Annotated in this window: 9 protein-coding genes; 7 read left to right on the forward strand and 2 right to left on the reverse strand. The window is 57.0% G+C overall.

All coding sequences use genetic code 11. The features are described from left to right. Window positions 1-31 precede the first annotated feature (31 nt). Together METFOR_RS14225 and METFOR_RS14230 are read left to right on the forward strand one after the other, a co-directional pair. Window positions 32-1,255, forward strand: coding sequence for a tRNA(Ile)(2)-agmatinylcytidine synthase (locus METFOR_RS14225; RefSeq protein ID WP_015286858.1), 1,224 nt, complete (start codon window positions 32-34; stop codon window positions 1,253-1,255). A 104-nt stretch (window positions 1,256-1,359) separates the two neighbouring features. Further along, window positions 1,360-7,152 carry a PAS domain S-box protein gene (locus METFOR_RS14230; RefSeq protein ID WP_015286859.1) on the forward strand — a complete coding sequence of 1,931 codons (5,793 nt, stop codon included), beginning with the start codon at window positions 1,360-1,362 and terminating at the stop codon, window positions 7,150-7,152. A gap of 451 nt (window positions 7,153-7,603) precedes the next feature. Here METFOR_RS14230 and METFOR_RS14235 read toward each other — a convergent pair whose 3' ends face one another. Then, a complete protein-coding gene (locus METFOR_RS14235; protein ID WP_015286860.1) occupies window positions 7,604-9,940 on the reverse strand; it encodes an Eco57I restriction-modification methylase domain-containing protein in 2,337 nt (778 codons plus the stop codon). Window positions 9,941-10,146: 206 nt separating this feature from the next. Between METFOR_RS14235 and METFOR_RS14240 the strand changes: the two genes are divergently transcribed. From METFOR_RS14240 to METFOR_RS14250, 3 genes are all read left to right on the forward strand, one after another. Next, window positions 10,147-10,854 (forward strand): chemotaxis protein CheW, encoded by a 708-nt coding sequence (locus METFOR_RS14240; RefSeq protein WP_015286861.1) that lies wholly within the window; start codon window positions 10,147-10,149, stop codon window positions 10,852-10,854. Between the two features lie 139 nt (window positions 10,855-10,993). Further along, entirely contained in the window at window positions 10,994-11,578 is a 585-nt protein-coding gene (locus tag METFOR_RS14245; protein WP_015286862.1) for a hypothetical protein, read from the forward strand. A 40-nt stretch (window positions 11,579-11,618) separates the two neighbouring features. After that, window positions 11,619-12,023, forward strand: coding sequence for a hypothetical protein (locus tag METFOR_RS14250; RefSeq protein ID WP_015286863.1), 405 nt, complete (start codon window positions 11,619-11,621; stop codon window positions 12,021-12,023). Between the two features lie 320 nt (window positions 12,024-12,343). Here METFOR_RS14250 and METFOR_RS14255 read toward each other — a convergent pair whose 3' ends face one another. Next, window positions 12,344-13,867 (reverse strand): PAS domain-containing protein, encoded by a 1,524-nt coding sequence (locus METFOR_RS14255; RefSeq protein WP_015286864.1) that lies wholly within the window; start codon window positions 13,865-13,867, stop codon window positions 12,344-12,346. A 164-nt stretch (window positions 13,868-14,031) separates the two neighbouring features. On the opposite strand from METFOR_RS14255, the gene METFOR_RS14260 reads away from it, so the two are divergent. After that, the gene (locus tag METFOR_RS14260; protein WP_015286865.1) at window positions 14,032-15,549 is read left to right on the forward strand and encodes a methyl-accepting chemotaxis protein; all 1,518 of its coding nucleotides are present in this window, start codon (window positions 14,032-14,034) and stop codon (window positions 15,547-15,549) included. 15 nt (window positions 15,550-15,564) lie between these two features. After that, on the forward strand, window positions 15,565-16,107 hold the full coding sequence (locus tag METFOR_RS14265; RefSeq protein ID WP_015286866.1) for a chemotaxis protein CheW: 543 nt from the start codon (window positions 15,565-15,567) through the stop codon (window positions 16,105-16,107). Window positions 16,108-16,148: the final 41 nt, after the last annotated feature.

A 16,148-nucleotide genomic window follows, 5' to 3' on the forward strand; every position in this document is an offset into this window, starting at 1 on the left:
GGATTAAGCGCTCCCATATATTAATATAGACATGCTGATCGGGATTGATGACACGGACTCGCCGCAGGGTATGTGCACGACATACCTCGGGGCCGTGCTCGTCCGCAGGCTGATCCGGGAATACATGCAGGTGCGCGAGGCGCGGCTCGTCCGGCTCAACCCGAATGTCACGTTCAAGACGCGGGGCAATGCCGCGGTCATGCTTGATGTTATTGGGGACCCTGGCACCGCATTCCGGATTGCCTGCGATCTTGTTGAGGAACTTGCCGACCAGTCCTGCGAGAACACCAATCCCGGCCTTGTCGTCACGGAAGATAAACCCGGTGCGGCCTTCTACCAGAAAGCCGTGACAGATTTTTGTACTCTTGATGAAGCGGTTGCTGTTCTGGAGAAATCAAGCGCCCGGTACCGTGGCTGGAAAAACCGGCGCGGGCTCATCGGGGCAACGGCAGCCGTGGCAAGCGAGCTGCCGGACCGGACCTCCGAGATCCTTGTGTACCGGCAGGAAGAGCGGTTCGGCACACCCCGATCTGTCGACCGTCAGAGCCTGTACAAGGCCGAGGCCGCGACATTCCCGCATACCTGGGACACGGTCGACACAGAAAACGATGTCGTGGTCTGCGTCCCACATACGCCGGATCCGGTCCTTTTCGGGATCCGGGGCGAGAGCGCACACTGGGTGATGGCCTCCCGGCAGATGATCCGGTCAGAACCTCTGGCACTCGAACAGATCTGGGTGACCAACCAGGGCACCGATGCCCACCTGCTTGATGCAGACATCGCTTCCTTGAGGGAAGGGCTCTCGTACCGTGTCCGCGGCACGGTTGCGGATTGCCCAAAAACCGGGACTGGCGGGCATGTCTCGTTCACGATAGGTGACGAGGCTCACCAGGTGCGGTGCATGGCGTACGAACCCACCAAGAACTTCCGCCAGGTTATCCGCGAGCTCCGGCCGGGTGATACGATCCTTGCGTGCGGGAGTTTCAAGAAGGGGAGTATCAACCTGGAAAAGATCCACGTGATTGCCCTGAATGCCATAACGAGCGTCCGCCCCCCGCTCTGCACGGCATGCAACAAGCGGATGACCAGCGATGGCAGGAGGAAGGGCTGGAAATGCAAAAAGTGCGGGGCACGGGCTGACGAACCGGAGTTACAGAAAATTCCCCGCACACTGAATACCGGGTGGTATGAAGTACCGCCAACAGCACGCAGGCACCTTGCCCGGCCCCTCTGCCGGGGAACTCCGTTCGGGTAACCGCGCCCGGCGGACCCGGGGGACTGCAGGGTATGGTGTACCACGGCAATCTTTTTCTATCTTCGTACTCTTCTGTAGATTATCAATAACTCACGGTCATTGTAATGATCTCTGTCCTCTATGTTGACGATGAACGGGACCTTCTTGAAGTGACAAAACTCTTCCTCGAACTGGGAGGCGATATAACCGTCACAACAATGCTTTCTGCACAGGAAGCCCTTGACCAGAATATTGGATCGTTTGATGCCATTGTCTCCGACTACCTGATGCCAGGCATGGACGGAATTGTATTCCTGAAAGCCGTGCGCCACCAGTATGGGGACATCCCGTTCATCCTCTTTACCGGCCGCGGGCGCGAAGAGGTTGTGATCGAGGCCATCAACAATGGCGCAGATTCCTACCTGCAGAAAGGTGCCGACCCGAATGCACAGTTCGCAGAACTTGCGCACCGGATCCGCCAGGCCGTAAAGAGGCAGCATGCCGAACAATCGCTCCACGAGTCAGAAAAACGCCTTGCCGATATCATCAACTTCCTTCCCGATGCCACGTTCGCAATTGACAAAACCGGTCACGTGATAGCCTGGAACCGGGCGATCGAGGAGTTAACCGGCGTTTTGTCGGAAGACATCATCGACAAAGGCGAGTACGAATATGCCATCCCGCTCTATGGGAAATGCCAGCCGATCCTCATCGACCTGATCTTCGAACCCGGTACTGTCATCCCGGATCGTTACGCAAACCTCATCCAGGAAAAAGACACGTTCATTGCCGAGACAACGCTCCCCCGCCCTGACGAGCAGACCATTACAATCATGGTCAAGGCAAGTCCTCTCTACAACCAGCAGGGCGAGATTGTCGGCGCGATTGAATCCATCCGGGATATCACGGAACTGAAGAGAGCCGAACGGGAGCTCAAAAGGAGCGAGAAGTGGTTCCGGTTCTTAATCCAGAACTCATCCGATATGATCCGGATCATCGGCCCTGACGGGCTGATCTCCTACACCACTCCCTCGACAAAGAGGATCCTCGGATACAATCCTGCCGATCTGGTAGGGAAGGACCCGTTCGAATACCTCCATCCCGACGACCGCGAACCGGTCCGTAAAGCACTTGCGGAGGCCATGCAGGAAAGGCACCAGCACACCCCGACGGAGTACCGTATCCGCCATGCCGACGGGCACTATGTTTCTGTTGAGGCGGTGGCAAACAACCTGCTGGACGTGCCGGAGATCAACGGGATCGTGATAACGGTCCGGCCGATCAGTGACCGTATGCGGGCAGAAGTGGAGATTGCACAAAGCAGAAAGGACGTTGCCGAGAGCGAAGATCAGTATAAGACACTGTTTGAAGGAGCACATGACGCCATCTTCATCGCAGACCGGAAATCCTTCCTTAACTGCAACCACAGCGCCGAAGTATTGTTTGGCTGTTCCCGGGATCTGCTCATTAACCGCACCCTTCTGGATTTTTCCCCGGAGATCCAGCCGGGTGGGCAGCAATCCCGGAAGATGGCACGGGAGAAGATTGATGCGGCCATCTCCGGCAAACCCCAGGTTTTTGAGTGGGTGCACCTCCGGCACGATCACACACCTTTCGATGCTGAAATAAGCCTTAACCGGGTTCTCATCAGGGGATCCTACTATATCCAGGGGATCGTCAGGGACATTACCGACCGCAAGAAGGCCGAAGCTGCCCTCAGGGAATCAGAGAGCAAATTCTCCACGGTCTTCGAAAAAAGCCCGGTAGCCCATACCCTGGTCTCGGTGGAGGAAGGGACATTTGTCGATGTGAATGAAGCGTTTATCCGGGGTACCGGGTACGCCCGGGAGGAGGTGAACGGGAAAACGGCAGAGGAACTGCAGCTCTTTTCCGATCCTGCCGAAAGAGAGAGGCTCACCGCCCTCCTGATGGAACAACAGGAGATTACCGGCCTGGAGGTCTCCTTCCGGACCCGGTTTGGTGAGACCCGGGCCTGCCTCTTCTCTGCCCGCCCCATCGTGATGGCGGGAAAACCCCACATCCTCTCCACGCTGGAAGATATCACAGAGCGCAAGAAGGCGGAAGAGGCACTCAAAGAGAGCGAAGAACTGTTCCGGGCAGTCTCTGAATATTCGCACAATGCCATCTGCATTGTCAATGAGCAGGGAAAGATCACCTGGGCTAATGACCAGGTCCTTGCCCTGGGGGGATACACGAGAGAGCAGATCTATGCCGCACCGTCTTTTGCCGCGTTCATTGCACCGGAATCGTCCGACTGGGTCCTTGCGAACTTCAAAAAATTCGCAGCCGGGGAGCCCTACGAGCACCATTACCAGTTCACAATCATCCGGGCTGACGGGAAGAAGCGCCTGTGCACGAAACACATGACCGACTTCTCCGATCGCCAAGGCAAACGCAACCTTGTCATCAACATGTTCGATATCACCGAGAAGGCAAAGGCCGAAGAGGCTTTGCAGGAGAGCGAGAGCAAACTCCGCAGGATCGCCGACAATGCTCCGGATATCATCTTCCGGATGTCGCTCCCTGAAGGGAAATATGAGTACATCAGCCCTGCATCGCTCGCGCTCACAGGGTACACTCCGGAGGAGTTCTACGATGATCCCGGGCTTGTCCGCACCCTCATCCACCCGTCATGGCAGGAATACTTCCGGATGCAGTGGGATGCCCTGATGACAGGCAGCGCCCCACCGAGCTACGAGTTCCAGATCATTGACCGTGCAGGAGAAATCCGCTGGTTCAACCAGAGGAACATGCTGGTGACCGGGAGCGGGGACAGGATCATCGCAATCGAGGGCATCATTACCGACATCACGCGGCAGAAGGATACTGAACGGGAACTGCGGAAGAACGAGCTGCGATCACTTGCGGTGAGCGCAAATGCCGGCTCCTGGATCTGGGAGATCGATCCCGAGGGCATCTATCGCTACTCCAGCCCCGCTGTGCTGAATATCCTGGGGTACAAGCCGGAGGAGATCGTAGGCAGGATGCATTTCTACGATCTCTTCGACCCGTCGATCCGGGAAAAACTCACCCATGAAGTGTTTGCAACCATGGAAGGGCGCGAACCGTTCCGGAACCTCGAAAACCTCAATGTCCACAAGGACGGCAGGCCGGTCCTCCTCAGGACAGGGGGCACCCCGGTCTTCGATGAGAACGGGGCCTTTGCCGGGTATTGCGGCGTTGACGTGGACATCACGGATCAGCGGGCAAAAGAGGCAGCATTCCAGGCGATTGTAAAAAGCATGGTCGGGGCGACCGGCCTCGACTCGCTCTGGCAGATCACCGAGAGCGTCAGCTCCTGGCTGGGAACGGAGTGCGCCATGGTCGGGGAAATCCTTCCTGACCAGAAGAAGATCCGGGTCCTTGCCATGGTCCTTGATGGAAAACGGATCGAGGACTTCTCGTACACGCTCGAAGGCACGCCCTGTGAGGATGTCCGGGGGAAAGGATTCTGTTGCTATCCTGACAATGCGGTCCGCCTCTTTCCCCGTGCAAAGGACATTGTTGAACTGGGCATGCGGAGTTATGCCGGCACCCCGCTCCGCGACGCCGCGGGGAATGTCTTTGGGATCCTCTGCGCACTTTCAAGGAACCCGTTGCCTGCCATCCCTTCCATGCAGGAGATCATGGAGATTATTGCCGTAAAAGCTGCAGCGGAGATAAAAAGCATGCAGATGACCCGGGCCCTGCAGGAGAGCGAACAGAAGTTCCGCTCGCTCGTGGAATACGCTCTTGAAGGGATCGTGATCACTGATTTGACCGGCACTGTCCTCTTCGCGAACAACGCTGCAGCGCAGACGCTGGAAATTCCCGGCGGGGGAGCGGCCCTCTGCAGCAGGAATGTGATGGAGTTCGTTGCCCCCGAATCACAGCCGGATGCCATGCGGGATTATACCGAGGTGGCAAACGGTCACGATTCCTATCTCGCGCAGTACAAGGTAATCACCGACAGGGGAAAGGAGATCTATGTCGAGAGCATCGGCAAGATGATCACCTACGAAGGGCGGGCTGCCGATCTCATCTCTATCAGGGAGATCACCGAGCGGAAACAGGCAGAGGACGCCTTACACCGGAGCCAGCAGATGCTCGCAGAAGCCATGGACCTTGCCCACCTGGTGAACTGGGAGTACGATGTTGCGTCTGATCTTTTTACGTTCAACGACCGGTTCTATGCCCTGTACGGCACGACCGCGGAGCGGGAAGGGGGTACCCGGATGTCCTCAGAGGCTTATGCCCGTGAGTTCGTTCACCCGGACGACCGCCACATGGTAGGTGAGGAAGTACAACGGGCACTGACAGCAACCGATCCGAAGTACTTCGCCGAGATCGAGCACCGGATTATCAGGAGGGACGGAGCAGTCCGGCACATCGTTGTAAGGATCCGGCTCGAAACGGACGCGGACGGAAAGACCGTGAGGACTCACGGGGCAAACCAGGATATCACGGATACCCGGAAGGCCGAGGAAGCGGTCCGGGAGAGCGAGGCAAAATACCGGCTCCTCGCAGAGAACGTTCACGACGTGATCTTCACGGCCGACATGAACATGCGCCTCACGTACATCTCCCCTTCGGTACAGGTACTGCGGGGCTGCAGCCCGGAAGAGTCCATGAAGGAGCCCCTCGCAAACGCCCTTACACCGGCATCCTTTGAAGTCCTGATGCGATCGCGGGAGGAAGGGCTTAACAACCTGAAGGAGGGCGGCAAGGCTCTTCCCAGCTGCACCATGGAGCTGGAATTTTACCGCAAGGACGGTTCCACGGTCTGGACCGAGACCATCATCGCCCTTGCCTTTGACAACAATAGGAAACCGGCAGGGGTTGTCGGGGTCATCCGTGACATCACCCAGAGAAAACTGGTCGAGAACGCACTCATGGAGAGCGAGGAGAAGTTCCGCTCCCTTGTCGAGACGTCTCCCGGTATCATCTGGGAGATCGACATCTCGGGAAAAATTCTCTATATCAGCCCCATGGTGAAGGAGGTGCTGGGGTACGAACCGGAGGGGCTCGTGGGAGAGAAGTTCCAGGAACTTGTACTGAAACAGCTGCGGCCGATCTTCCTTAAGATGCTGGCCACCATGGCCTCGACGTCTGCCGGACTGCTCCTCCCCTACGAAATTATTGCCCGACACCGGGACGGCAGGGACATGGTCCTTGAGATCCGGCCCTCATGGGTCACCGGTATCAACGGGAACGTGACCGGATTCCGGGGCGTTGCCTATGACACCACCCGAAGGAAGAAGGCCGAAGAGGCCCTCAAGCGGGCGAACCGGCAGCTGAACCTGCTTGGGAGCATCACCCGGCATGACCTCTTAAACAAGATCACGGTCATTCTCGGGAACCTCAAGATCGTGGAGAAGAAGTGTAAAGACCCGGATGATGAGGAGCACCTCAAAAGAATACGGTATGCCACAAGCGCGATCAAGTCCCAGATAGAATTCACCCGGGTTTACCAGAATCTTGGCACTCACGAACCGCAGTGGATCGCGCTTGACTCCGTCATGCCCCGCCCGCATGTCCCGCCATCGGTGACCATGAAGACGGAGGTGCAGGACATCGAGATCCTGGCCGACCCGATGCTGGAGAAGGTCTTCTTCAACTTAATCGACAATTCCATCCGCCACGGGGACCATGTCACGGAGATCCATGTTACCACCCGCACGTCCGGGGATGACCTCGTGATCGTCTGGGAGGACAACGGGGCGGGTATCGAAACGGAGGACAAGGAGCATATCTTCCGGCGCGGCTTTGGCAAAAACACCGGCCTTGGGATGTTCCTTGCACGGGAGATCCTCTCCTTAACAAACATCCTGATCCGGGAAACCGGCGAGCCGGGGAAGGGTGCCCGGTTCGAGATCACGGTGCCAAAGGAAATGTGGCGGATCTTCCCGGGCAGGTGATCTTTTCTTCATTACCTGGTTCAGAGAGCTAACCTGCCGGACTGTTCGCATTCCGTGACAGGCAGGGCTCCCCTCCCCGGATCCCCCGGATACGGCAATCCGAACCCGTAAAGAGCTCCGATTCCTTATTTCCGGTCCGGCATAACCGGATAGTTTTACCACTTTTTGTTGGGAGTTTTTCAGAAAATCACTTATCGTCTTCCTTTTGTCAAACAGACGGTATCACGCTGAGAATAACCGGAGAGTATAGAAGAGTTCCAGCAGGGGATCGTCTTCCTTTCCAGAGAGAGGGGGGGGAGGAGAGGGGGTGGACCGGAATACAGATATGGGCGTTTTCCGGGGTGATACCCGGGATTGATCCTGAAATGATGTTCTCTGATCCGATGTGACGTTTCAGGATGCGCTCCCCTCATCGAAGAGATAATACTTCTTCTCCGGCTCGATCGGCCTATCAGGCAGATCCCGCTTCCACCACCGCGATCTCCTCCGAAGTCAGCCCGTACAGCTCGTACACCAGCGCATCGATCCGGACGTCCGTTGCATCGATCTCCTGCTGCACGAACCGGCGCTCCTGGTCGGTTTTGGTCCGGGAACAATAATCCTGCAGCGAGATCATCTGCGAGACCAGCAACATGATCTTTTCGTAAATTTTTTTGTCCGAAAATTTTTCAAAGTCCGGCACGATGACCGGAAATTTTCCGAGCGATGCCGGGCTCATGTGATACCCGCGGTCCGTGTACGGGCAGATGTGCCAGATGATGAACCGGCCGAGCGTTGAGTTCAGGATCGCCGCGAGATACGGATCATTCCGGAGAATTGCAGAGACCGTACTTGCCATGGCGTACGTACCTTTCTGATCGAGACTGAATGCCGGGCTGTGCTGATGGAGCGCAAAAATAATTTTTCGCATGGGTTTTTCCGGAAGGAAATGTTCCTGAACATGATCCTGTGCGCGATCCTGCTCATCATCATCGGTACTCCGGCCTGACTCCTTACCTCTACGCTCTGTTCCGCTTTCCAGGTACTGTACCAGTGCCCGGCATTTCCGGATCCTGCTGCTGCCCGTTCCGGTGATCGCATACCGCGACGGCTTTTTTGGAACATAGCGCCGGATATCGGCCGGGCAGAGGAGCGGCACGAAAAAACGCCTGGCCCACCATGCGTTCTTTGTCAGCCGGTTCCGCGTCACCCGGTTCACGACCAGGGGATTGTCCTGTTCAGCATGCGTCCCTGTCCCGAGCTCCCCCATGACATACTCTTCGAGCAGGGTGCCTTTTCCCCGGATCTTGAGAAGGATCTTTTCTGTGCGGGTGTCCTCCAGCGTCCAGCCGCCATCGTCCAGCATGCGCGGATCAAGTTGGAAATCGTGCCGGCCTGAAAAACAATCCGGGGAGACCGTGAAGGGATCGCGGGGCCCCTCGTTCTTCAGCACGAGAAGGTAGATAGGCATATCCCCTTCCGGCAGTACCCGCGTCCTTCCGGTACAGGCGACCCGGGTGATCTGCCGGCCGAGCAGGAGGCGACGGAGCGGCCGGGCATGCTCCGATCGCAGGAATGTCCCGGGCACAAGGAAGGCAAGCGTTCCTCCGGGCCTGATGAGCGAGAGACTGCGCTCGATGAAGTACCCGTACAGGCCGGCGGAAGCCGCATACGAATCATAGTGCGTCTGGAAGTATTCCTCGCGTGCCTTCACAGCGAACGGCCGGTACGGAGGCGGGGCACCGATCACTGCATCGAACCCGCCCTGTGCCATGATGTCCGGGTACGCAGCCCGCCAATCGAATGCGTTCACGCGCCGGCGTTCCTCCGCATTGAACGGGAAGACCGGCTTGCCGGAAAAATAGTCCGGGCCAATCAGCGCATTCCCGCACCGGATCGTTTCCGTGAGGAAAGTACAGGCAGCCCTGATCTGATCCGGGCCGGGCACCACAGGACCAGACTTCCGGCACTCCTCAATGAACGCAAGCAGCAGGACAAACCGGGCTGCGCTCACGGATTCCGGGTCGATATCGGTGCCGAAGACTGAGGTGCTGAGAACCTTCAGCAGCTCTGAAATGGTCAGTGGCCGGTTGTTCCGGCCCTGTTTTTTCCGGACACGGTTGCGAAACAGTGCAAGGAGGAAGAGCCCGGCCCCGCAGGCCGGGTCAAGAGCCCGGATCTCCCGCATCTCTTCCCGGGCATTTTTGCTTCCGTTCCGGACGGCACTTGTTACAACCTGTTCAACAACTTCCTGCGGGGGAACATCGACAGTTCCGGTATAGAGGAGCGCGGATTTCCCCACCCGGGCAACACGATACCCTTCACCAACCTGAAGGCGCGTGGCAACAACATGATCGAGAACCGCTGCAAGATCTTCGGGCGGGAGCCCCGCCACCGGGTCAGGGAGCTCCGCGCTGTCCAGCCTGCCGATGGCATCACGGAGCGGCTCATCGTTGACCACGGGCAGCGCACGGGAGCCCGCAGGTCCGGGTTCAAAGAACCGTTCCGGGTCAAGACCGGCATCGGAGCAGGCGCGCCCCATGCGTTGTGTAATCCCATTGCATCCTGCGAGATCCGCGAGCGTGCCGGGCTCCGTGAACCCGCATGCCTGGCCGGTTTTCAGGAAGAGGATTTGCATGAAGGCCGAGACGGTGAGGTAGTTGAGATCGTGATCGGTAATCGCGTGCGAGTCACTGACAAGCCTGCGGGCAATGCGATCACGGGTGAACTCTAAGGCCGAGAGCAGGACTGCCCCACCAGGGGAGAGGGCATCCTGTACCGTTCTTTCCGATGCCGCCAGTCCAGCCATTTTAGTAAATAATGGATCTGGATCCCGATAAGAGTGTGGCGGAGCCGGTAAAATTGGTGGAAGGAGGTGCTTTTGCTCCGCGAGCATGCCGCCATTCTGCCGTTGTTCTTCCCCGCGGGACCGTTCCCGCGACAGAACAGTTAAGGGCTCCCATGACAACAAGGGGATAACCGTAATTGTACAGTCACCGGATCCGGGGAGAGATCATGGCAGCAAAGAGACCAGCAAAAAAGAAGACGGACAAGAGTCCGGCACCTGTACAGGAAACGCCAGTACCAAAGGTGCCGCAAAAAGGAACGGAAGCGGGGGGTGTGCCGGAGGTTCCTGCTGCATCGGAACCCGCGAGTACACCGGCCGCCGGACCGCCAGCTGCTCCGATACAACCGGAGCCCGCACCGGCAAAGCCCGCGGCCGCCGGCAGGATGGCAAATGCCACCGCAACGCAGGCAAAGACCTTCGAGGTCGTTGTCTTCACGCTCGGAAACGAGCAGTTTGCGATCGATCTCTTCGATGTCAAAGAGGTGGTCGAGTACACGACCATAACAAAGCTCCCCAATGTCCCGCCCTACATCAAGGGGATCATGGATCTCCGCGGCGAGATCACGACTATCATCGACCTGCGGAAACGGCTCAGCCTCCGCGAAGATCCCGGGGGAGTTCCTGAGAACTCGCGCATCATCGTGCTGGACAACAGCGTCACCAGCACAAAGACCGGCATCCATGTCGACGATGTCACATCCGTCTCCACGTTCGAAACCACGCGGGTGGATTATGCCTCGGGGGCCATGAACAACGAGGATGAGGCAATCCTTGGCATCATCAAGAAGAAGGTGAAGGTCAACGACACGGAGACAAACGAACTGATCATATGGCTCGATATCCGGAAGCTCATCGAGGATATCGAGGCCGACTGACCTTCTTCTTTTTCTGCCGGTTCTCTGCGGTTTGTCTTCCTCTCCGTCCCTTTTTTCAGAAACTCCCCGCTACAAAGAAACGGTTATCCTGCCGGCACGCACAATCCTCGTGAGAGACAAACCGTTCCAGTGACCTGCCATGCCGGAGATACCAGAAGAAAACGCTACAGAAGCCCGTATTGCCTTTCGGACCATCGCCCACCTGTACGATGCTGACGATCCCTCACCCGAACCGTGCCGGGAACTGACGGACCGGGCCGAGGGCCAAATCTTCCGTTCCGTGGTCGACAAGGCGAAGGGTTCCCGCCGCGAGCTGCGCAATTCCATTGAGATTACCCTCCCCGCGTCCGATCTCGCACCGGGCCGTGACAGATCCATTGTCTCGGCAGTCCGGTCCCACTTCCAAATCCGGGCAGACGAGATGCAGCGGAGCATGCGGCTTACCCAGAGGGCCGGCCTCCGGGAGATCCGGCTCACCATCGCGGTCTGCGTCCCCTCGTTTTTGGGTATCGCTGCCTGTTCCCGGTTCCGGGGCGATCCGCTCATCGAGGTGATCGAGAACGTGCTCGTGATCTTCTGCTGGGTCACGATCTGGCAGCCCTTCCAGTCGCTCGTCTTCGACCGGTGGACCCAGAGCGTTACTGCAAAAGTGTATCGCCGGATTGCGGAGATGGAGATCCGCGTGCTGCCCGATGATGACACGCTGCCCCGGGCGCGGGGATAATGATAATACCCCGGCCGGGGGTACAAGCATATGATCCACCATGGAACCTGAAATCCTGACCCGCGGCATCTTCGCCCTGATCGTGGGCGTCCTCTGTTTCCTCATCCCGACCGGGATGCAGGCCGTGTTCGCCTACCTTGTCGGCATCTTCCTGCTGGTACTCTCGATCGTCACCGGCGCCATCTCCATCAGCGAATCCGGGAAGGTGCACTGGGGGGTGCTGGTCATCGCCTACTCGCTGGAGGCCCTGCCGTTCCGGATCCTCCTTGGCGTCAGCGGGTTCTTTGCGCTGCTCTTCGGTATCATCATCGGTTTCGCCCCCCTCCCGACCGAGGGATCGGTGATCCTGATCCTGCTCATCGGGGTCTTCTGCCTCTTCTTCAGTATCATCAGTCTCATCACCGGCATGCTGATGCACAAGGGCGAAGTGATCGTCGCTGCCTGACGCGGTCGCGGAGGCCGGCTCCCTTCATTCTTTTCCCGCGTGCCGGAAAAACCGCGGATCAGGTGCTCTATCACCAAGAACCGGCGACAGTATCACGCACAAAAAACAGAAGAGTATTAGTCCCGGCCCATCACGCCGCAGCTCCGTCTCGTTCTTCTGCCCTTTATGATAGTCCCGGCGGTTGGCTTCGTACCGCCGGACCATATCCAGTACTGCCTGTGGTGCCGGCAATTTTCGCCTCTCGTATGATAGATACGCGGGCGTTCCACCATGTAACTTTCTATTTCAAGTGCGCGCCGTAGACAAAGGCGTATCGGCTCTCACGCGGCCAGATTCGGATCCCTGCGCTGTTTCCGGGCACGTTTCGGCCGGGTTCCCGGTTGACCGACTCCCGCCTCCTTAAACCCGGTGATATCCCGCAGCGACTCGATCGCCCCAATCAGGGTGCCCAACTGGTCGTACAGCGGTGCCGCTGTGGCCCAGACATAGATGCCTTTCGGGGATAGGTAGGAGGAGTAGGTCTCAGTGATCAGGTTATCCCCGTGCCGTGTATAGTGGTACTCCTCCAGGGGCACCCGATTCTGATCCAGCGCGAAGTCGATGAGCATCGGGCGCTTCCTGCCGAAAAATGCTATCGAATACTCATAATCCCCTTTACCCAGCATCTCGCCCGCCTTCACCCCGGTCATGTCTTCGACTGCCCGGTTCCAAGCAATGACGACCCCGTTCGTATCGATCACAAACGTTGCATCGGGCAGGAAATTGATGATCGCGGAGAGCTTCTCTTCCGATTGCTGGAGTATATCCTCAGCGTGCTTCCGGTCAGTGATATCATTGCCGATTGCCAAGAGGCCGGTAACCTTTCCTTTCGCATCCCGGATACTCTTGTTCGTCCACGAAATCCATACAAGTTCCTTATTCTTCCGGATATTCCTGCTGACCTTCGACTGGGAGTAATCCGGAAACCGTGACAGGACACCGCTGATTATTTCCTTGTCCGGGGCGGAGGATTCTTCATGGGGGACGATGGTATCGAGTACATTCTGTCCCAGAATCTCCTCTTCTGCAAAACCGAAAAATTTCTGGGCAAACTCGTTGAAGAACGTGATATTCCCCGCCAGATCCGTCTTTAAGATGATGCTGTTGGCGTTCTCCACGAGCTCGCGGTATTTCTTCTCGCTCTCCTTAACATCGCGCCGGGCCCTCCTGAGATGATCTATCGTCCGCACGAGCCGAGCATTGGTATCCGTCAGCTCGCGCGAGCGCTCATCAACCAGCTGCTCCAAGTGACGGCGGTACCGGGTCAGTTCCGTGATGTCATCGGCGATCAGGGTGACTCCGTGATCGCCCGATTCAAACACCGTGGGGACGCCCTTTATCTTGAGGAAGTTCTCAGAACCGTCGTTTTCCAGATTTATTTCAACGGTACTGTCCTGTGATTCAAGCGCTTTGCGGATAACCGGAATCACCTCAGGGATGTGATAAGCCGCGAGTGGGGAGTACCGGATATCCTGACCTGTCAGGTCCCTCTTTTCCACCGAGAAGAAGGTAAGGAGGGCGTTGTTGGCATCAATAATCGTCAGTGTTTCGTCCATGACCAAGACCATGGACGTGGAAAAATTCAGGATGGTCGAGAGCGGGACACGCTGGGTCGGGTAGAAGACCCGGGAAGGGCCATGCACCCGCATCTCCGCCTGCCCCGATGCAAGAAGCATATTGAGATATTTTGATGTGGAAATGCGGTTCAGACTGATGAGCCGGGCGATTTCTGCTATCGTCAGGCCTTTGCGGTGGGATCGCAACACATCCCTGATGCGATCGAGCTCGGCCTCGTTAGTCCCCATTGGAAGAGGAGTCGGTGTGCAACTATGTAAACTTTTTTTGCGGATTTTTCGTGTTATTGTTTACATATCTGATATGCATAACAAAAAAAATTTAAATATCATAAGAATAACAAAAGAGATAAGAGATCAGAATTAAAAATTTTTTATCAGAGGTGTACATATCCATGGAAGAAGACCATACAAAGATTGAGAGAAGGGCCGTCGCCCTTTTCCACCAGAGTCCCTACCCGACAGCACTCTGGGATACCGACCTGAAAATCTTCGATGTGAACAAGGCATTTTCCGAGCTGACTGGCATCTCCAAAGATCGGGCCCTGGCCATGCGGCCCACGGACTTCACCGTGATATCAGCATCGGGAGAGGGTTTTGAGGAGGCCCGGACCCTCAGGCGGGCAGCGAAGGGGGAGGGCGTCTTCAAATTTCCGACCGGAGTCAGGACTGTAGTCCGGTTCACCATCCCACTTCTGGATCAGAAAGGTGAGATAGAGAATATTCTCACCATTTATCAGGATGTGACCACCGAGCGGCAGCAAATGGATGATATCAAGGCTGCCCATGAAAAGTCGGCTAAAGTATATACCTATGTCGAACACGAAGTAGACCGGCTTGCATTGGAGTACGGGGAGGCAGCAAAGGGAGACCTGACGGTTTCCTATGACCTCACGCCTCCAGATGATGATACTAGGGCTATTCACGGGATTGTCAAAAAACTGCAGGACTCCGTGCGGGAGATCATCAAGAACCTCCGGATCAACATCGAGGATGTCAACAGCAAAATGGAGAACTTGACGTCCACGGCCCAGAATGTGACCCGGAGTATCGAAGATGCCTCGAAAGGTGTCCAGCATATCGCGATCAATACCGGCAAGGTCAGCGATAACTCCACCAAGATCGCCGGGGGCTTCGAGCAGATCACCAAGGCCATGCAGGACATGAGCGCTGCAGTTGAGGAGATCACCTCCAGCATGGAATCGGTTTCAGCCCTTTCAAAAGAGACGGACGATCTCTCGGTGAAGGGGGCAGAACTGGCAGGAAATGCCGAGAAGAGCATGGGCGAGATCGCCAAGACCTCGGACCATGTCTATGTGATCGTGCAGGATGTGGAGAAGCAGATGGGGGAGATTACCAAGATCGTTGGTATCATCCGCGATCTCGCCAACCAGACCAACCTCCTCGCCCTGAACGCGGCGATCGAGGCTGCACGCGCCGGGGAAGCGGGAAGGGGCTTCGCGGTCGTGGCGACCGAAGTGAAATCGCTGGCTCAGGAGTCGCGGAACTCTGCTGAGAAGATCGAGGAGATGATCGCCGCCTTGCAGAAGAGCACCCAGAGCGCTGCATCTGCTATGGGCGAGAGCAAGGCCGTTGTCGAACGGGGCGAGAAGATGGTCTCAGAGACCGTTGTATCGTTCAGGAACATTGCATCGGCAGTCCAGAAAGTGGCCATGAGTGCCTCGGAAGTTGCCGCTGCAACCGAGGAGCAGGCAGCAACCACGGAAGAGGTCACCGCAAACATCAACGAACTGGCAGGCTTTATCGACCAGACCGCAAAGGAAGCCTCCGATGCGGCTGCGGCAACCGAGGAGTCCTCCGCCGCCATCGACGAGATCACGCGGATGGTCCAGTCCGTTGCATCGACCGCGGTCGATGTAACCGACGCCAACCGTAAATTCAAGGTCAGCTGATCCGGGGGTAATGCAATGGTGACAAAAACCGGGCCGCAGGCCCAGGATGCATCTGCTTCAGCAGTGCCGGCAGGTGTAAGTAGGCGATCGGGAAGTATCCAAGTCGTGGTCTTCGCACTCGGCAACGAGCAGTTTGCCGTGGACCTGTTCGATGTCAAGGAAGTTGTCGAATATACCACCATAACGAAACTCCCCAATGTGCCGCCGTACGTAAGGGGAATCATCGATCTCCGCGGGGAGATCACGACAATCATCGATCTCAAGCACCGGCTCAATATTGCAGAGTCCGGCCGCGATACTCTGGATACCTCGCGTATCATCGTCCTCGACAACAATATCACCCGCTCGAAGACAGGTATCCTCGTTGATGACGTAACATCGGTCTCGACCTTTGAAGAGGCACAGGTCGATTACACATCTGCCTCGGTTAGCAACGAGGATACAGCCATCATCGGGATCATCAAGCGTAAGGTGAAGATCCAGGAAAAGGAAAGGAACGAACTGATCATCTGGATTGATATCAGGAAGCTTCTCGGGGATATCGATCCGGTCGCGTGAACCAGCAAAGGGTCGTACCCTTTTTTTGGATTCCCCTATGG

It is taken from the genome of Methanoregula formicica SMSP (genome assembly GCF_000327485.1).
GTDB lineage: Archaea > Halobacteriota > Methanomicrobia > Methanomicrobiales > Methanospirillaceae > Methanoregula > Methanoregula formicica.